An 18895-nucleotide genomic window follows, 5' to 3' on the forward strand; every position below is an offset into this window, starting at 1 on the left:
GTTCGGGTAACGTGCCACCCACGCATGCTTCACCGCCTGTTGATGGATGGGTGCGCATCGTCTGTCGTGCTCAAGTAACGCTCGAGGTGCATAGCGTGACGACGGCCAAGGCTCCCGAGGGCAGGCAGGTCATGCCGTTGCCGAAAAACCTGTCCACGGTGTTCCTGGGCGGGCTGTTTTTTTTCGCTGCCATGGCGTGCATGTATGTGGCAAAAGACGTCTTGCTGCCGATCATGCTCGCGTTTTTCCTGAAGCTGCTGGTCCAGCCGGGCATGCGACTGATGAAGCATCTTCGCCTTCCGCGCGTCGTGGCGTCGTTGCTGGCCCTGGCCTCGCTGATGGGTTGCCTGATCGGACTGGCCGACATGCTGAGCACGCCGGCCGGCCATTGGGCCCGGCGCCTGCCCGAAGGGCTGCCCCGCCTGCAGCAGCGGGTACGCATCGTAAGCGAGCCGATCGACACCATGGCGCGGTTGTTCTTGCATGCCAAAAGCATCGTGGTGGGCGGCAAGGCGCCGGCACCGCCTGCGCCGGCGACCAGCGTCGATTTCCAGCAGTTGCTGTTGTCGACCGTGCATCATTTCGCGTCGGGATTCGTCTGGACCTTCCTGGTACTTTTTTTCCTCTTGATCGCCGGCGACACCTTCCTGCGGCGGCTGGTGGAAGTGATGCCGACCTTCGGCGACAAACGGCAAGTGATCGATATCGCCCAGCAAGTGGAGGCGGATATCTCCGGCTACCTGGTCACCATCACCATCATGAATGTGCTGGTCGGCGTGGCTACCGGCCTTGGCATGTGGTGGCTGGGACTGCCCGATCCTTTGTTATGGGCGGTCGTGGCGTTCTGCCTGAACTACGTGCCCATTTTTGGCCCCTTGAGCGGCATGCTGCTTTTTCTTGCGGTCGGCATGCTGAGCCTTGAGCCTTTGTGGAAAGCCTTCATGCCCATGGTCGTTTATGTATGCGTGCATATGATCGAAGGCGAAGCGGTCACGCCGATGCTGCTGGCGCGGCGCTTTACCCTCAATCCGGTACTGGTGATCGTGGCGTTGCTGTTCTGGGATTGGATGTGGGGCATTCCCGGCGCGATTCTCGCGGTGCCGGTACTCGCGATCACCAAGATCATCTGCGACCGGGTGCGGCCACTTGCCGCGCTCGGGCATTTCATCCAGGGCGAGCGGCGCCTGTTCGGCCCTTGATGAAAGCGCAACCATTATGAAGTTGCCGTGCGACATAGCGCAGGATGTTTTCCATCCGCCCATAAAAGCTTGCCTGCTTTCCGCGCTTTCTCGCGTGCCGCGGCCGACCTCAACACCGCGACGACATCACCTGAGGCACGCTGGCGCCCGCGTAAGAAAGGCCTTCCGCAATCCGCGCGCGCCTGCGCCGCGCGACTAGTTCGGTTGCCTGCGCCAGGATTCCTGAGGAGATGGCATGCCCGACCAGCACTACGACGTGATCGTGATCGGCACCGGCCCGGGCGGCGCGTCGGTGGCCCATCGGCTTGCCGCTACGGGCAAGCGCATCCTGATGATCGAGCGCGGCGGCTACCTGCCCCGCGGCATCGAAAACTGGGATCCGAAGAAGGTGTTCGTGGACGGCCTCTACAACGCGGCCGAAACCTGGTACGACCGCTCGGGCAAGCCGTTCCATCCGGGGCTGCATTATTTCGTGGGCGGCAATTCCAAGGTATACGGCGCGGCGCTGTTCCGCTTGCGCGAGCGCGATTTCGAAGAGATAAAACACGCCGACGGCATCTCGCCGGCATGGCCGCTTCGCTATGCGGACATGGAACCCTATTACACGCAGGCCGAACAATTGTTCCGCGTGCATGGCCTGCGCGGCGAAGACCCTACCGAACCCGCGGCGAGCGCGCCCTATCCTTTTCCGCCGGTATCGCACGAACCGCGCATCCAGGAACTGCATGACCGTTTCGCCGGTCAAGGCGTGCGGCCCTTCCACATGCCGCTGGGCATCCTGCTGGACGAGCGGGATGGCAAGGTCTCGCCTACCAGCACCTGCATCCGTTGTGCCGCGTTCGACGGCTACCCGTGCCTGTTGAACGGCAAGTCGGACGCACAAGTGATCTGTGTCGATCCGACGCTGGCCGCTTATCCCAATGTCACGTTGCTCACGCATGCCTATGTGTCCACGCTCGATACCGATCCATCCGGCCGCCGCATTACGGCAGTGAACGTCGAACGCGAAGGCCGGCGCGAGGCGTATTCGGCCGACATCGTGGTGATGGCGTGCGGTGCGCTCAGTTCAGCGCTGTTGCTGTTGCGCTCGGCCAATGCGCAACATCCGGATGGGCTGGCCAACGGCTCCGGCCTGGTCGGACGCAACTACATGCGGCATAACCAGTCCGTGTTGCTGGCACTCTCGCGCGAACGCAACGACACGGTGTTCCAGAAGACCCTGGCACTGAGCGATTATTATTTCGGCGCTGACGATTGGCCTTATCCGCTGGGCCTGATCCAGATGACCGGCAAATCGCATGCCGGTACCTTGCGCGGCGAAACCTTGCCTTCCTGGATGGAGTGGCTGCCGGATCTGCCGTTCGAGGAAATCGCACACCATGCCATCGATTTCTGGCTTTCCAGCGAAGACCTGCCACGCCCGGAGAACCGCATACGCCTCGAACGCGACGGGCGCGTGGTGCTCGAACAATACGGCAACAACCTGGAAGCGCACGAGCGGCTCAAGCAAAAGCTGAAGCTGCTGGTGCAGGGTTCGGGCAAGCATCCGCAATTGCTCGAGCGCAAGTTCGAACTCGGCCAGGAAATCCCCATCGGCGGCACCGCCCATCAGGCCGGCACCGCGCGCTTCGGCACCGACCCTTCCCATTCCGTGCTCGATATCCATTGCAAGGCGCACGAACTGGACAACCTCTACGTTACCGATGCCAGCTTCTTCGTTTCCATCGGCGCGGTAAATCCGACGCTCACCATCATCGCCAATGCGCTGCGCGTTGCAGACCATCTCAAGCAACGGCTGGGCGCGGGTTGACGCGCCACTCGCCGAGGAGGCATCTCTGATGTCGTGGATAAACGTAATAGGCATGCCGCTGTTGATCCGCATCTGCCTGGTCGTGCTGTTTCCGTTCAGTGCGATGGACAAGATCTTCGACTGGGAGGGCGCACTCAAGCAGGCCAACTCCAGCTTCCTCCCTGGCGGATCGGCATTGCTGGTACTCGGCATGAGCTTGGAGCTGCTCGGCTCGGCCTGCGTCATCGCAGGCTGGCATGATCGGCTGGCCGCGTTCCTGCTCGCCGGCTATTGCGCGGTCACCGCACTGCTGTATCACAACTTCTGGGCGTATCCGGATTTCTGGCGCAAGGGCGACAGTGTGGCGCGCTCGCACTTCTGGGATTTCCTGAAAAACTTCGGGCTGGTCGGTGGCCTGTTGCTGATCACGTTCGGTACGCAACTGACGCCGGTACAAGCGTTCACCAGGCATCCGCTCGCGTCCACCCCGGTGTATGCATCGCCTGCGGATACCGTGCCATGAGCCATGTTTCTCGCACCGCCCCGCCCGCATTCCACTACTGGCAGATATGGACCGACGAGCAAGGGATCAGTCGTCAATCCCGTTGCGTGCTGGATCGGTTTGAGCAACAGAGCATGGGCGGTGCCGCGCCGCAATGGAACGATGTGCTCGGTACTTGCCAAGCCACCGTAATGTTTACCGTGCTGCCGGCGGGCTGGATCGGCGATTGGCACGAGAATCCCAAGCCGCAGTGGATCGTGCCGCTGTCCGGCCGCTGGTTTGTCGAGAGCATGGATGGGCAGCGCGTGGAACTGGGGCCGGGCGAGGTGTCGTTCGGTGGCGACCAAGATTGCGTCGCCGATGCGCACGGTCACAAAGGACACCGTTCCGGCACGCTCGGCGAACAGCCGGCGGTGCTGATGCTGGTGCAGCTCGAACAGCCCACGGCACGCGGCCGGCCGGCCAATGCGGTGGATGGCGAGCATGGATAACATTGAAATCATCGATCCGCGTTTTCGCGCCATGGTGCTGTCCAATGCGCCGCTGGAAGAACTTGCGGACGGCTTCCGCTGGCTGGAAGGCCCGGTGTGGTTTGCCGACCACGAGTGCCTGTTGTTCAGCGATATTCCGAACGATCGCGTCATGCGCTGGAGCGAAAGCGCAGGCATATCGGTATTCCGTCAACCGTCGCATTTCGAAAACGGGCACACGCGAGACCGCCAGGGGCGACTGATTTCCTGTTCGCATCGCGCTCGCTGCATTACCCGCACCGAATGGAACGGCCAGATCACGCTGCTGGCCGATCGCTTTGAAGGCCGCCGCCTGAATTCGCCCAATGATGTGGTGGTGAAATCCGATGGCACGATCTGGTTCAGCGATCCGCCCTATGGCATCCAGACCGACTACGAAGGCGGCAAGCAGGAACGCGAATTGCCGGCTCGGGTGTATTGCATGGATCCGCAAAGCGGCGAGCTGCGCTGCGTGATCGACAGCTTCGAAGGGCCCAACGGCCTGTGCTTCTCGCCCGATGAAACGCGCTTGTACGTGGTGGAGACAGGGCTACAGTTCGCCGCCGACGCACGGCATGAAATCCGTGTGTTCGACCTGCAGGCCGACGGTCGCGGCCTGAGCGGCGAGCGTTGCTTTGCCGGCGCGCACGCCGACGGCATCCGCTGCGACCAAGACGGCAACCTGTGGGCCGCTACCGAGGACGGCGTGCATTGCTACGATCCCGACGGCACGCTGCTGGGCAAGATCCATGTACCGTGTCGTGTTTCCAACTTGTGCTTCGGTGGCCGCAACGGCAGCCAGCTGTTCCTGTGCGCGTCGCAGACGCTGTTTGCGATCTACACCAACTGCCGCGGTGCGCAGCAGCCATGAAGGCGGGCCGCGTGCTGCGGCTGCGCTATCTGAGTCGCAATGTCAGCAACCTTGCGCGCGCTATCGCGTTCTACCGCGATGCGCTGGACTTCCAGCTCATTGCAGTGGCGCGCGTCGATAGCGCTTCGCTCGGCGTGCCAGGCATGCATGCGGACGTGGCCCAACTGCAATTAGGCCAGCAGGCGCTGGAACTGGTCGCATTCGATTCGCCCGGCCGGCCTTATCCCGGCGATAGCGGTTCCAACGACCTGTGGTTCCAGCATCTGGCCATCGTCGTGGCGGACATGCGCGAGGCGTACCGACAGCTTTGCCGTCATGCGTTCCAGCCCATCAGCGAAGATGGACCACAACGGTTGCCACCTAATACCGGCTCGGTCAGCGCTTTCAAATTTCGCGATCCGGACGGCCATCCGCTGGAATTGATCCATTTTCCGGTCACTGCAGGTAACGCCCGCTGGGCGCATCATGCAGGCTTGTTCCTGGGCATCGATCATTCCGCCATCGCGGTCACCGATGCCCAACGCTCGCTGGCGTTCTATACCTCGCTGGGCTTTCAGGCCGGCGTGCGTTCGGACAATAGCGGGCCGGCGCAACAGCGGCTCGATGGCCTGCCCTCCGTCGAGGTGGATGTCATTGGCTTGCAACCTGCGCGGGCGGAACCGCCGCACCTGGAGCTGCTGGCTTACCGCGTTCCGCCGGGCCGTTCGCCGAGTCCTCCGGCTGCCGCTATCGACCTGGCGGCGGATCGGCTGGTGGTGCAGTTCGATGATGCCGCAAACGCATCGGCATACCACGACCAGCATTCAACCACCTGGCCTTTATTGCAGGATCCGGATGGACACCGTCTGCTGATGCAGGCATCCATTGAAACGGATCACTAACGGCCGGAATCGGTCGATCGCCGACGGATCGGCGGCCCGACATTGAGTACGCTTCGGGTCAATCGCTCTTCATCGGTCTGGCCCATCGCAATGAAACAGGTGGCTTCGAACAATCCGCGCGCCACCTGGCGATAGGTGATGGAACCGGCACGACGCAGGACAATTTCCTCGATGGTCGACCAGTGTTCGCTCTTGATGGCATTGGAAAGCCAGCGCTCGGTCGTCCGGCGCGGTGGCATCCGCGCGAGCTGGAAGCCGTATAGCAGGGCGTCGGCGGGCACATCGCGAAGTATCGTTCCTTCAGGATCGATATCCGCGGCCTCGACCACAAAACGGATGGTGCCGCCTTCAAGCAGAAACCGCCGGAAGTCGCTTTCGCTCGGTCGCGCTCGAATGGCCATCGGGATGCCTCATTGCATCATCCCGGATTCCCGCAAGCATTTAAGCGCTGGCGCAAGTCGGACACAAGGGCTGGAAAGCAAACAGACGCGAGCGTTGCGTCCGAAATGAGGCACTCCTCGGATAATGCAGGCAAGCATTCAATGCGCGTTCAATATTCCATCGGGCAAACGTTGCATTGCCCGAACAAGATCAACGATACGTCACGATAGTGTCAGCTTCGCTTGACGGATGCATCCGACGCGGTCGTCGCCGAGGGCACCGGCACCGTGGCGATCGCCAGCTGCGCCGCTTCTTCGAAAGACTTGGCGACATGATCGACGCATGGGCCAGCCGCCATGGGTTGCGCGACCTCAAGCCATTGCGGCAGCAGCACCGCGACGATGCATGCATCGGGAAGGCGCTGGCGCAGATCCTGCGCCACCTCGTTGATCTGTTGTTCTTGCCGGGCAGGCGACGCGCTGACCAGATAGACCATGGACACCGCATCGCGCGTCGCCTCCGGATGCGCTTCCAAGGTAAAGGCGCGGATATCGTCCATGGAGAAATGGCGACTATCGATGCTCAGGTCGCGCAACACGCGCACCAGCAGTTCGGTGGCCAGTTCGTCGTTATCCAGACCAATGTCGATGCACAGCGCGATTGATCTGGATGCCACCGCCAGCGGGCCCTGCCAGCGGCCGCTGACACGCTCGCGGCGCTGGCGCAGGCTGAGCGCCAACGAACCCTCGCCGAGCACGGAAGCGTTGCGAGTACGCCAGCCGGAGCGCACGCCCGCCTCCCCGCCCAGCGTTTCGATCACGCGCACTACCGCCCTTCGCGCTTTCAGCCGTTGCTCGGGACTGATCGCGCCCCGCGAAAAATCGACATAAGCCAGTTGCAATGCCGGCAACAATACGCTGTCGCAATATTTGGCGAAGGATTTGCGCTTGAGGAATTCGCGCGCGGCCGCAATGACCTCTTGCGAATCGCCCGAGAGCGTGCGCTGGTAGAACCGCTCGGGCATGGTCAGCGCCGGCGCATCGCCCAGCAGGATCTCCAGCAGCGCCAGCGCCTTGACGTGGCGACCGGCGACCACCAGGCACAAGGTCAGCGGCGTGGAAAGAATCAACCCGGCCGCGCCCCACAACCAGCTCCAGAAGATCGCGGCCACCACCACCGCCAGCGGCGACAGGCCCGTGGTATGGCCATATAGGTGGGGCTCGATCAATTGGCTCACGATCACTTCGATTACCGCGAACAAGCCCAGCGTCATGAGCAGCAGCGACCAGCCCGGATCGACCGCCGCCGCGAGCAGTCCGGCCAATATCGCGGCCAGCCACACGCCGACATACGGCACAAAGCGCAGCACCGCGGTGCAGGCGCCCCACAGCAGCGCGTTGGGCAGGCCGATCAGCACCAGTCCCAGCCAGATCAACAGACCCACGCTCACGTTGACCGAAAATTGCGAAACGAAGAACCGCGACAACCGTTCGCCGCCATCGTTGATCGCCGCCGTGGTGGCGCGCAGGTCCTTGCCGCCGATCAGGCGGATAAAGCGATCGCGCAACGACTCGTATTCCAGCAACACGAAAACCAGCACGACCAGCACGATGCCACCAGTCTCCAGCGGCATCCAGATCGATGAAAGCACCCGGCTCACGGCGCTCAGCGAACTGCCTGGCGCGGCCGGCGCGCTTTCCGGCGCGGCGTAAGCGGGGACGACCAACGCGCCAGGCGCACCGGTGTATTGGCCAGTCAGGCCGATCACCCTGCCCGCCTCGCCTTGCATCGCCGCTACCCGTCCCATGGTGAGGTCATGCAGCATCTGCAACTTGGCATGGATGGTGGCTTCGTATTGCGGCAGGCTCCTGGCCAGATGCACGATCTGCGTGCCGATCACCATCATCAACCCACCCAGCACCAACACCAGCAGCAGCACCGCGATCAGCACGGATGGCGCGTGCCCCAGGCCAAGCCGCCGCCACACTCGCACCAGCGGCGCCATCAGCAACCCAAGGATGAGCGCAAGCGTCACCGGCACCAGTACATCCCTGCCGAAGTAAAGCAGCGCCAGGATCGCGGCCGTCGCGAGAATGGTCAGTGCCCGCTGATTGGCCACGGCCAGCGGCGACGGCGCGGATTCTGGAGGCATGCGTACACCCTGTTCCGTGAAATCGGCGGCGCCCGCTGGTGCCGCCGTCGCTAAATTACGCCTTCCGGAGGGGAAAGGACATGCCGGTCAATGACCGTGGGCGAGCCTCTGCCAAACACTCCGGGCTTGATACGGCGGAACCGGATGCGGATCGGCAGTTGGCCTTTATCTTCCGTGCCTTGCGGGAAAATAGGGTCGGTTGGGAAACTGCCCAAATCCGGCCACTCATCATTTCCTCGACACATACGCACAATCGGCCAGATACCAGCGCCACGGAAAATCCGTCGCTTTGGTGAGGCCGATGCGCGTGGTCTGCACCGGCTGCACTGGCGGCGGTACGCCATCGTCGACCAATGCATAAGCGTCGCCGCCGACCAGATCGATGCCATCTTGCAGCTTGCTGATGCTCATCGCCTGGGTGAGGCAGGCCGGGCCATTGCACAGCTGGCGATCGTTCTTCGCCAAGGGACGGGCCGCATGCATCAGGTCCAGCCCGGCCACTGGCTGCAGCGCGCGGATCAACACCGCCGAGCCTTCAACCGTTCCTTCGCACACCACATTGCTGCACCAATGCATGCCATAGGTGAAGTACACATACATATGTCCCGGCGGACCGAACATCACCGCATTGCGCGGCGTCTTGCCCCGGTAGGAATGCGCCGCCGGATCGTCGGCGCCGCGATAGGCTTCCACTTCGACGATCCGTCCCGCGCGGCCGTCATGGCATACCAGCAGCTTGTTCAGCAACGCGGGCGCCACGATCAGCGGATCGCGGCGATAGAACGAGCGTGGCAGCGGGCGGGGTTTCTTTCGGGATGTCGGCATGCTGGTCATACTAGCGGGCGATTTGGATGAGCCCCCCGTTGCGGGCATGCGCGAGGCGTTCTACATAGCAACAAACGATCGACACCTGGAACGACCGATGACTCTTTCCTCTCCCGCCACCTACGGCGAACTCCTGGAACGGATGCGCCACGAATCGCCGCTGGTTCAGTGCATCACCAACTTCGTGGCGATGAATTTCGCGGCGAACGTGCTACTGGCGGCCGGCGCTTCGCCGGCCATGGTGCATGCGCCGGAAGAAGCCGGCGAATTCGCCAGGCTGGCTGGCGCGCTCACCATCAATATCGGCACGCTTTCGTCGAGCTGGCTGGACGGCATGCTGCGGGCCGCCGCGGCGGCGAACGAGGTTGGGCGGCCGTGGGTGCTGGACCCGGTCGCGCACTTCGCCACCGGGTTCCGGCGCCAGGCGATCGATGCGTTGTTGCAGCATCGTCCGACCGTGATCCGCGGCAATGCCTCGGAAATCATGGCACTGGCTGGCGAGGCGAGCGCTGGCCGCGGCGTGGATGCCGGCGATAGCGTGGAGCGCGCGCAAGCATCCGCCACCGCGCTGGCGCAGCGCTCGGGCGCGGTGGTCGCGGTAACTGGCGCGGTGGATTGGGTTACCGACGGCCAGCGTGCGTTGCGCATCGCGGGTGGTTCCGAGCTTATGCCGCGCGTCACGGCCATGGGCTGCGCGCTCACCTGCCTGATTGGCGCCCTGGTCGCCGTGGCGCCGCAATCGCCCCTGGCCGCCACGGCCAGCGCCCTTGCCTGCTTCGGCGCAGCCGGCTCCCGTGCCGCGCAGCAGGCAACTGGTCCTGGTTCGTTCGCATGGCGCTTCATCGATGCGCTCGACGCACTGCATGCGAGCGAGCTGGCAGCGCAGGTGACACCCGCATGAGAAAGCCCTTCGATTTATCGCTTTACCTGGTGCTCGATCCGGAACTCTGCCAGCGTCATTCCATGCTCGAAACGGCCCGCGAAGCGGTGGCCGGCGGGGCGACGATGGTGCAAGTGCGGCATAAGCAGGCCTCCACCGCCGAACGGATTGCCCTGGCACGCACCATCAAAGATGTACTGCGCGGCACGACAGTTACGCTGGTGATGAACGACGATATCGAAGCGGCCCTCGCAGCCGGGGTCGACGCCTTGCACATCGGCCAGGACGATCTGTCGCCGGCCTTGGCGCGCGAAAGAATCGGTCCGGACATGATCCTCGGCCTGTCGGTGAACTCGGAAGGCGCGGCGCGCGCGGTCGATCCGATGCGTGTCGACTACGTAGGGGTCGGTCCCGTGTTCGCTACACCGACCAAGCCCGACCACGCGGTCCCGCTCGGGTGGGACGGCCTTGCCCGCGTCGTCGCCGCCTGCCCGGTGCCCACCGTTGCCATCGGCGGCCTGAAGCAGGCGCATGCCAGCGAGGTGTTCGCCGCCGGCGCCGACGGCATGGCGGTGGTATCGGCCATTTGCGGAACACCGGATCCGCGCGCGGCATCCCAGGCGCTGTGGGAGCGCATTTGCCGGGCGCGTGCCGGGTAGGCTCGGCGTATTTGCAAGGCTTTCTGCATCAAAGGGTGGCCGGAGTGGCCGTAAGCACGTGCCTACATAAACCTTCCATCACCTGACATGGACGGCGTAATGTGCGATAACAGCCGCGCCGGGAAGTCAGGCGCCGAGGAGGGGCCCCTCCTCAACATGGATGACCGATGCCCGACCGAGCCGCCGCCAAGGCGGCTCGTTTTGTATCCGCCCCTCCATTGCGACAATTCCGGCGGAAATGCGTCGGCGGAGCGGCCGCCGTGTTCTGCTGGCGAAATCATTACCTCCCCATCCGCTTGAACCAGGCGCGACTTTTCGTGCAGCACAGCCGACGGAACGGCAATGGATAGTCGGATCAGCGTCGTCCTTTTCTCGCACGACTGTCGACCATGTATCGCGCAACGCAACTGTCCATGCTTGAGCAAGGATGACGTTCGCAACGGAAAAGGCCTACGCGCAAGTGTGTCAGGTTGCACGATGCCATGCGGGCATGATCGCTAAGGTGTTTTCAAGCGCATCTCTTCGTCCAGCACATGCGCTTGCCACGCCATGCCGTGGCGTGCTGGATGCACGGCAACACTCACAAGGAGTGAGTCATGACACGCATCATGTCACGCACGTTCCTCATCACGCTGATGAGCGGCGCATTGTTCGGCGGGTATCCACATCAAGTCATCGCCGCGGACGGAAACAACGAAAAGCCAACCACGGCCGGCGTTCAAGAAAGCTGGGGCGAAGTATCCGCGACGCAGGACGATCCGGCGGCCGTGAGCGCCTTCTGGTCTTACTCGAAGATGAAAGCAGCCGAAGAACTGGAGCCATCGGACGTGCCGCCATCGCTTCCCGGCCAGCCGGATCATCGCTATTGTCCCGGCATCGGCGAATGTCCGGATGGCGACACCGCACCCAGCGACTTTTTCGGTTACCTGCCTGCTGCAACACCTTACGAAGCCAACCTGCTGACGCGCGTCAACGGCATCTTGTTTTTCGTCGCCGACCAATTTTTTCCGACGCTGCCGGACGTACCGCGCCATTGTTCCGCTTCGGTGATTCAATCGCAGGGCAGAAGTCTCGTGCTCACTGCCGCCCATTGCATCAAGGGCGGGAACGAATGGAGCACCAACTTGCTGTTCGTGCCTGCCTACAACGGGTCGCTGCCCGAAGCGGCGCGCGCGCCCTACGGCAAGTGGGTCGTCAAGCGCGCTTACCTGCCTGACTTTTTTTTACAGACCTCCAATGACATAGCCGTGCTCTCGGTATATCCCCAGCAAGGCCCGGACGGCGAGCCGGTTTACCTGCAGGACGCCGTACACGGAGGCCTGGTGCCACGCCCCAACGATGTGGAAGATACCTTTCCCCTGGTGCATATCTATGGCTATCCGGGTAACAACTGGAATGGCAAGGACGAACCGCTGGCCGATCGGACTGGCAAGCTCTCGTTCTGCCTGAGCACCAGCAAATCCAACGACAGCTTCCTCCTGAACACACCCAACTGCGGCATGCAGGTCGGCAACAGTGGCGGCCCATCCATCATCGTGCACGAAAACAGCAGCATCGAGCCACCGGAAGTCGTAGCGACCGTCTATAACTCTCAAGCCAACGCGCGTCTGCTCAAAGCCAACTTCTGTCCGATTTATCGCGCGGCAGACCAAGACGCCGCCGTGATCGATCCGGACGCCGTTTGCTTGCCCCAAACCGGCACCAGCGGTTCTTCGCACCGGTAGCTGGCCACGCCCCGACGCGCGGCGTGAAACACCCGGCTCCGCAGCCTCGGCAGCGCTAAAGCAACGCCGAATGAGTTGGCCTCAACGTGGATGACCGATGGCCTATCGAGCTGCCACCTGGCAGCTCGATTTTTATCCTCACCCGATTCCCAACAACCGTAGGTCCTGCGGCAACACGTTTCGCCATGCCAAGGGCCGCGCAACGGGCCGCGCGATGGAAAACAGCGTGCCCCGTCGCGTGTCGTCACGACGTCGAGATTTTGCCACGGTCACGGCCAGAAAAACTTGACGCCCGCGCAACACGCGACGGAGGAATCTTCGATGGCAGCCTTGAATGCCACTGACGCCATCCTTGAGTAACGCATGCGTATTACTGCCGCCGTCCTGGAACAGATCGACACACAAACCGTCCCGCACCGCATCACGCTCGAACAAATCGAGCTGGACGATCCACGCGACGATGAAGTGCTGGTTCGCGTGATCAGCTGTGGTGTATGCGGCACCGATCGCGGTTGCTTGCACGGGGTTGAGCCCTATCCCACACCAGGCGTACTCGGCCACGAAGCGGCTGGCGTCGTCGAAGCGGTCGGGCGCAACGTGACTCGCGTGCATAACGGCGATCGGGTGATGATCGGATTTCCGTTCTGCGGGCGCTGCTATCGTTGCCTGCGCGGCGAGCAGCGTTATTGCGAAAAGAATCGCGACCTGACCTTCAGCGGTTATCGGCTGGATGGCTCCGGCGGCATGCGGCGGCGCAACGGCGAGGAGCTGGCCGGACGATTTTTCCAGCAATCGTCATGGGCCACCCATACGGTTGCACTCGAACAGCAACTCGCCAGGGTGCCGGACAGCATCGAGCTGGAGATGGCCGGTCCTTACGGCTGCAGCATTTCTACCGGCGCTGGCACCGTATTGAACGAATTGCGTCCAGAACCCGGTACGTCGCTCGCCGTGTTCGGCGCGGGCAACGTCGGACTCGCCGCGGTGATGGCGGCGCGGCTTACCAGCGTCGAACACATCATCGTGATCGACAAAGTGCCCGAGCGCCTCGCCCTGGCGCGCGAACTCGGCGCAACCCATACCTTCCACGCATCGAGCGACACGGTCGAGGAAATCAAGGAACTGACCCGGCACCGGCTCGATTACGCGATCGAGGCGACCAACGGCGCCAACCTCGTTGCCGATGCGGTCGCCGCGCTGGGCATGCGCGGCACCTGCGCCGTGGTGGGCGGCTCCAGTCCATCTGCCAAGGTGACCCTCAAGCATGCCGACCTGCTTGGGCACGGCAAGCGCCTGATCGGTGTCATGGGCGGCGGCGGCCAGACTCCCGCTTTCCTCGAAAGCCTGATGGCACTGCAAGGCCAGGGACGATTCCCCTTGGAAAAACTGGTGCGTTTCTATGACTTCGCCGACGTGAACCGCGCCATCGACGACAGCGACGCGGGTATCACGATCAAGCCCATCCTGCGCATGCCTGCCTGATTTTTTACTGGAGTCGCCATGTCATCGCTCACTTCCGTTGCCCGTTTCGACCACCAGGTCACCGGCGTCACCGTCTCGCGGGATGGCCGCCTGTTCGTCAACTTTCCGCGCTGGACCGAAGACGCACCCGTTTCCGTCGCCGAACTGCTGCCCGACGGCAGCCTGCGTCCGTATCCGGACAAACATTGGAATGCATGGCGCAACGCCAAGGCCAGCGACATGCCGGTGGCCGAGCATTTCGTATGCGTGCAATCGGTGGTGGCCGATGGCCGCGGGGCGCTGTGGGTACTGGACCCGGCCGCGCCCGGCAATGAACGAATCCTTCCCGGCGGTCCGAAACTGGTCCGCATCGACCTGTGTACGGACAAGGTCACGCAGGTCGTCTTGTTTCCGGAAGAGGTCGTGTTGCAAGGCAGCTACCTCAACGATGTTCGATTCAGTCCGGATGGGCGCACCGCCTACATCACCGACTCGGGCACGCGCGGCGCGATCATCGTGGTGGATCTCGCCAGCGGCGACAGTTTCCGCGCTTTGGACGGACACGCCTCGACGCAACCGGAAAAAGACGTCGTCGTGAACATAGACGGCCAGCCGCTGTGCCGTCCGGACGGACGCCAGCCGGTGTTCGCTTCCGATGGCATCGCCATCGCCAATGATGGCCGCACGTTGTATTGGCAGGCGCTGACCGGCCGCACGCTGTACAGCATCGCCACCGACAAGCTCACCCGCGATACGCCGGCCGCCGAGATCGAGGCGGCCGTCACCAAGGTCGGCACGACCAACGTCGCCGACGGCCTGTGGATGAGCAGCACGAACACGCTCTACGTCACTTCGCCGAGCGACAATGCGGTGAAATTCTGGAACGGCAGCGCGCTGGAAACCGCCGTATCCGACCAGCGGCTGCGTTGGCCCGACACGCTTTCCGAAGGGCCGGATGGCACGCTCTACATCACCGCGTCGCATATCCAGGATTCGGTGTGGTTCAAGCCCGATGCCAGCCGTTCGCTTCCTACCGCGTTGTTCTCGTTCGCACCCGTGCATTGACGGCGGCAATGCTGTGCTTTCTATTTGCTGCACGAGATTGACATGATTGCCCACAAGAAACCCGATCCGCACGCTCATGCAAATCCTGTCGAGACCGCGCAGGAATTGCTCAAAAGCAAGCGCGAGCGAAGTCAAGCGCCACCGTCGTGGCCGCACGCCGAGGACCAGCCACGGCAAGCGCAGGTCTCCGCACGCACGTCATCGCTCGAATTGAATCAAGGCATGCCATCCGAATCCGGTCACGAGCGCAACGACATTGGCAAGCGCCATCACTGACGCCGGCCAGCAGGCACGGCGGTGAGACCGCTGGCCTGGATGTTCTTCCTGGGCGCGATGCTGCTCGCCACGTCGCTGTCCGCTGGCTGGCTGCGGCGCATGCCGGTAACGCCTTTCGCCTTGTATGCGCTGGCCGGTTTCGCGCTCGGGCCGACCCTGTTCGATGTTGCGCACGTCGATTTCGTGCAACACGCGCACTGGCTTGGCGGGATCAGCGAAGGCGTGCTTGTCGTATCGCTGTTCCTCACCGGCTTGAAGTTGCGCCTTCCATGGCGGCATCCGTCGTGGCACGTCGGTTGCCGGCTGGCGGCGCCGGCGATGCTGCTGTGCGTGGCGGCGCTGGCCTGGGCCACGCATGCATGGCTTGCCCTGCCATGGGCTGCGGCACTGGTGTTCGCCGCGATGGCCGCGCCGACCGATCCGGTGCTGGCGAGCCTGGTCTCGGTGGATGACGCCCGCGATGGCGACGCCCTGCGTGTCGCTCTGTCCAGCGAGGCCGGACTGAACGATGGCGCCGCGCTGCCCTTGCTGATGCTCGGCCTGCTATGCCTTTCCGGCACCACCGACTTGCACGGCGTGTGGCAATGGTTCTGGCTCGACGTCGGCTGGGCCTTGCCGGCGGGGCTGGCGATCGGATTCGGGCTTGCACGCCTGGTCGGCATCGCCGCCACGCGCGCCAAGATGGCCAGCGGCGATCGCGCTCCCAGCGATTTCCTGGCGCTTGCCTTGATCCTGCTTGCCTACGCCTGCGCGAAGTTGCTCGATGCTTCAGGATTTCTCGCCGTGTTTGCGGCTGGTATCGGCCTGCGCCACACCGAGTGGCGCGTAGTCTCCCAACACCCGCATCCACATGCCGGGCAAGACCAGGCCGGCCAGGCTCATCCGCCGGCGGAAATGCTGGTCAATCCCAACCAGCGCGACGAAGTGGCGCTGGAAGAACCTTCCGCATCCATCGGACTGGTGGTGTCCGATGCGCTTTCCTTCGGCGACACGCTGGAACGGCTGCTCGCCGCCGGCACCATCCTGGTAGTAGGCATTGCCTGTGCCGGCGCGTGGAGTATGGCCGGGGCATGGATGGGCCTGTTGTTGTTCGTGGTGATTCGGCCGGTATCGGTCTGGATCGCCACCATGGGCCTGGGTACGCCGCCAGTGCGGCGCCTGCTGATGGGCTGGCTGGGCATACGCGGCATCGGCAGCCTCAACTATCTCGGCTATGCGTTGACGCACGGCCTGCCGGCTGCGCTGGCCCCGCGGATCACCGCGATGGTCACTACCCTGGTCGTGCTGAGCGTCGTGGTGCATGGCGTAAGCTGCCAGCCGTTGCTGGCGTGGCGGGAACGGCGATTGCGCGAACGCGGGCGTTAGGCCGAGTTGATTCTTACCTTCACCGCGGTCGCTGGCAGGCAAGCGCAATATTTTTCGACGATATTGGCGCTTGCGCGCAAGCTCACGCATCTTTCACGCATCGGATCGTTCCATAAGCCGCCATACCCAGGCGATAAGCCGGGCTATGCCAGGGAACATCCAGACGAGGGGCAAGGCGCATGGGGAAAGGATCGCGCGGGAACGAATGGCTGAAGCAAGTCGCCATCGCTGTTGTCTATGCATTGACGTATCTCGCCATCCGCCCTTATTCCGATGCGCATTGGCCGGTGACTTCCGGACTGCGCATGGCTTGCTTGCTGCTGGTTCCCTATCGCTATTGGCCTGCGTTGGTAATGGGCGAAATCGGACCGCTTACCTATACCGTGTTCCAATGCGCGGATCCATTCGGCTTGACTTGGGCGATCATATGTTCGATACCGCCTGTCGCCACCGGCATGCCCATCGTGTGGTACTGCCGCCGCCATATGAAGCTGTTTCCGGCGCAACGTGTGATCGATTTGAAAGTACTGCTTATCTGCACATTGGTCACATCACTGGCGTGGGCACTAATCACCTATGGCGCTACACTCACAGCCAAGGTGCCCACTGATAGCCCGGTGCAAGTAACGCCATTGATGCTGGTCGACTTTTTCGTCGGCAACTATGGCGCGGCCTTGACGGTGATTACCTGGCCGCTATTTGTACGCATCGATAACAACGGACTGCCCTGGAAAGAGCGTGTACGCAATGCATTGAGTACCACCTTGTGTCTCGATACCTTGTTGGCGCTGATCCCGTCGTTGGCGCTGATGACATGGATGAGCCATCGCAGCACTGGCGAAACGGCGCAAATCCTTCAGATGTCGATGTTTTTGCCGGTAGCGTGGCTCACTTTCAAGTACGGCTGGCGCGGCGCCGCAACGGGTGGGCCGCTGGCCGTGCTCTGTATCTGTCTGCTTACCAGGCGTGAGGTGCCCGAACCTGGCGCCATCCAGACGCAGGCGCTCATCGCGATAGCGATTACCTGCCTTCTTGTGCTTGGCACGCGCATCACGACACAGCTTTATAACGAGCGACGCGAACGGCACGTAGTAAAAAACGCCCTGCAGGTAGCACAGCATTGCTTGCAGATAAGCGAAAAGCGACTACGCCAAACCTCGCAGGCACTGGAGCTGGTAGGCGGCTCGTTGGCCATCACACACAGCCGGATGGTGCAGCGTGTACGCCACCTGCTGCCTCCGGATGAAGGGCAAAGTCTGACGCGCCAGGCGACAACCACGCGAAACCAACTTTTCCGGCTAGCCGAATCTTTACATCCGGCAGCTTGGCGGGAGCGCGGCCTGCCGGCGGCACTGCGCGAAACGATTGGCCGCGCCCTCGATGAAGCTGGCATGTTTTACAGCTGCCGTATCGAGGGCCGTCGTCTATCGCAACTTGCACCTTCGGTACACCAGATCATCTATCGGCTGGCTTGCGAAGCAGTAGCCCATATCAGCCTGGATAAGCATAATTATCAACAGGTGCATTTGATGTTGCGTGGTGGAGAAACAAAGGGGCTGCGATGGGCTGTGCTACGCATCGAGGGAAAATATAGCGCGGAATCCGGGCATCCAATCCCCCACCATGAACGCCAAAACTTATCGGCTAAGCTGGGCATCAGCAGTGTAGACCTCGAAGCACTCCGCGCCCTTGTCGCGCTGTTCGATGGCGTAGTGCACGTAACGCAAACAGCACGTTCAATCCGCGTGACCATGCTGTTGCACGATGCGCAACACTTGGGGTCGGAAGCAGCCATCGAAACTCATCCAACGCAATTATGGGTGCGTTGAGGCTATCACTGCACCCAATTTGATTGGGTTGCGGGGATTAATTTCCGCGGCCTCCCCCGCAACTCGAAATATTGCATTGCGAATTCGTGGCGGCATTGAAGGCCGTGCTTCCATCGCTTTGCGGCATAGCCGAAATGCTGACCGTGCCATCGCTGTACACGATCGTTGCTGCCGTATTGGTCAATACCTGCGACGTCGTCACATTCCCCGCATCAACACCCACCGGCAACACGATCACCGTGCCCGCGGCCGTACCGATCGCCGCGTGTACCGTGCCGTTGAGATCGTTGATCTGCACGTACTTGATGCCGTGCAGGGTGAACACATAGACATGCCATTGGGGACTGGCGCTGACATCCGCCGCGTTCGGCCAGGATTGGCCCAGGCCCGAGGACAGCGCCGAGGTTTGCGCGAATGCGGACGATATCGTGCCTGCGGCGATCAATCCGGCCAGCGCGAGCTTGCGTGCCAGGCTTCCTTGGATACGAGACATCGGACTTCCCCTTGGTGATGGTAGTGGGCCTACC

At 62.6% G+C, this 18895-nt stretch carries 18 protein-coding genes; 14 read left to right on the forward strand and 4 right to left on the reverse strand.

What is annotated here, in order from left to right; all coding sequences use genetic code 11:
- The first annotated feature begins 95 nt into the window (after positions 1-95).
- From ISP15_RS09800 to ISP15_RS09825, 6 genes are all read left to right on the forward strand, one after another.
- Complete coding sequence (locus ISP15_RS09800; RefSeq protein WP_404547100.1) at positions 96-1199, forward strand: AI-2E family transporter; 1104 nt, start codon at positions 96-98, stop codon at positions 1197-1199.
- Positions 1200-1434: 235 nt separating this feature from the next.
- On the forward strand, positions 1435-3009 hold the full coding sequence (locus ISP15_RS09805) for a GMC oxidoreductase (RefSeq protein ID WP_404547102.1): 1575 nt from the start codon (positions 1435-1437) through the stop codon (positions 3007-3009).
- A gap of 28 nt (positions 3010-3037) precedes the next feature.
- Positions 3038-3511: a DoxX family protein gene (locus tag ISP15_RS09810; RefSeq protein WP_404547104.1), complete on the forward strand. Its 474-nt coding sequence runs from the start codon at positions 3038-3040 to the stop codon at positions 3509-3511.
- The gene (locus ISP15_RS09815; RefSeq protein WP_404547106.1) at positions 3508-3981 is read left to right on the forward strand and encodes a cupin domain-containing protein; all 474 of its coding nucleotides are present in this window, start codon (positions 3508-3510) and stop codon (positions 3979-3981) included. Before ISP15_RS09810 ends, ISP15_RS09815 begins: the two co-directional genes overlap by 4 nt.
- Positions 3974-4870 (forward strand): SMP-30/gluconolactonase/LRE family protein, encoded by an 897-nt coding sequence (locus ISP15_RS09820; RefSeq protein WP_404547108.1) that lies wholly within the window; start codon positions 3974-3976, stop codon positions 4868-4870. Before ISP15_RS09815 ends, ISP15_RS09820 begins: the two co-directional genes overlap by 8 nt.
- Positions 4867-5751 carry a VOC family protein gene (locus ISP15_RS09825; protein ID WP_404547110.1) on the forward strand — a complete coding sequence of 295 codons (885 nt, stop codon included), beginning with the start codon at positions 4867-4869 and terminating at the stop codon, positions 5749-5751. Before ISP15_RS09820 ends, ISP15_RS09825 begins: the two co-directional genes overlap by 4 nt.
- Here the strand turns inward: ISP15_RS09825 and ISP15_RS09830 are convergent.
- From ISP15_RS09830 to ISP15_RS09840, 3 genes are all read right to left on the reverse strand, one after another.
- Entirely contained in the window at positions 5748-6152 is a 405-nt protein-coding gene (locus ISP15_RS09830; protein ID WP_404547112.1) for a hypothetical protein, read from the reverse strand. The genes ISP15_RS09825 and ISP15_RS09830 overlap by 4 nt on opposite strands.
- A gap of 212 nt (positions 6153-6364) precedes the next feature.
- The gene (locus ISP15_RS09835; RefSeq protein WP_404547113.1) at positions 6365-8284 is read right to left on the reverse strand and encodes an AI-2E family transporter; all 1920 of its coding nucleotides are present in this window, start codon (positions 8282-8284) and stop codon (positions 6365-6367) included.
- 228 nt (positions 8285-8512) lie between these two features.
- On the reverse strand, positions 8513-9109 hold the full coding sequence (locus ISP15_RS09840) for a DNA-3-methyladenine glycosylase (protein WP_404547114.1): 597 nt from the start codon (positions 9107-9109) through the stop codon (positions 8513-8515).
- Between the two features lie 97 nt (positions 9110-9206).
- Here ISP15_RS09840 and thiM point away from each other — a divergent pair, with 97 nt between their 5' ends.
- From thiM to ISP15_RS09880, 8 genes are all read left to right on the forward strand, one after another.
- A complete protein-coding gene (gene thiM, locus ISP15_RS09845) occupies positions 9207-10010 on the forward strand; it encodes a hydroxyethylthiazole kinase (protein WP_404547115.1) in 804 nt (267 codons plus the stop codon).
- Positions 10007-10648, forward strand: coding sequence for a thiamine phosphate synthase (thiE, locus tag ISP15_RS09850; RefSeq protein ID WP_404547116.1), 642 nt, complete (start codon positions 10007-10009; stop codon positions 10646-10648). Before thiM ends, thiE begins: the two co-directional genes overlap by 4 nt.
- Before the next feature lie 596 nt (positions 10649-11244).
- Positions 11245-12372, forward strand: a complete 1128-nt coding sequence (locus tag ISP15_RS09855; RefSeq protein WP_404547118.1) for a trypsin-like serine peptidase — start codon at positions 11245-11247, stop codon at positions 12370-12372.
- A gap of 363 nt (positions 12373-12735) precedes the next feature.
- On the forward strand, positions 12736-13854 hold the full coding sequence (locus tag ISP15_RS09860; RefSeq protein ID WP_404547120.1) for an NAD(P)-dependent alcohol dehydrogenase: 1119 nt from the start codon (positions 12736-12738) through the stop codon (positions 13852-13854).
- An 18-nt stretch (positions 13855-13872) separates the two neighbouring features.
- The gene (locus tag ISP15_RS09865) at positions 13873-14898 is read left to right on the forward strand and encodes an L-dopachrome tautomerase-related protein (protein ID WP_404547121.1); all 1026 of its coding nucleotides are present in this window, start codon (positions 13873-13875) and stop codon (positions 14896-14898) included.
- A 42-nt stretch (positions 14899-14940) separates the two neighbouring features.
- Positions 14941-15174 carry a hypothetical protein gene (locus ISP15_RS09870; RefSeq protein WP_404547122.1) on the forward strand — a complete coding sequence of 78 codons (234 nt, stop codon included), beginning with the start codon at positions 14941-14943 and terminating at the stop codon, positions 15172-15174.
- Positions 15175-15195: 21 nt separating this feature from the next.
- On the forward strand, positions 15196-16539 hold the full coding sequence (locus ISP15_RS09875) for a cation:proton antiporter domain-containing protein (RefSeq protein WP_404547123.1): 1344 nt from the start codon (positions 15196-15198) through the stop codon (positions 16537-16539).
- Positions 16540-16718: 179 nt separating this feature from the next.
- Positions 16719-18368 (forward strand): MASE1 domain-containing protein, encoded by a 1650-nt coding sequence (locus ISP15_RS09880; protein WP_404547124.1) that lies wholly within the window; start codon positions 16719-16721, stop codon positions 18366-18368.
- Positions 18369-18405: 37 nt separating this feature from the next.
- Here ISP15_RS09880 and ISP15_RS09885 read toward each other — a convergent pair whose 3' ends face one another.
- Positions 18406-18861 carry a hypothetical protein gene (locus tag ISP15_RS09885; RefSeq protein ID WP_404547125.1) on the reverse strand — a complete coding sequence of 152 codons (456 nt, stop codon included), beginning with the start codon at positions 18859-18861 and terminating at the stop codon, positions 18406-18408.
- Positions 18862-18895 lie beyond the last annotated feature (34 nt).

The organism is Dyella jejuensis (assembly GCF_044904675.1).
GTDB classification, from domain to species: domain Bacteria; phylum Pseudomonadota; class Gammaproteobacteria; order Xanthomonadales; family Rhodanobacteraceae; genus Dyella_B; species Dyella_B jejuensis.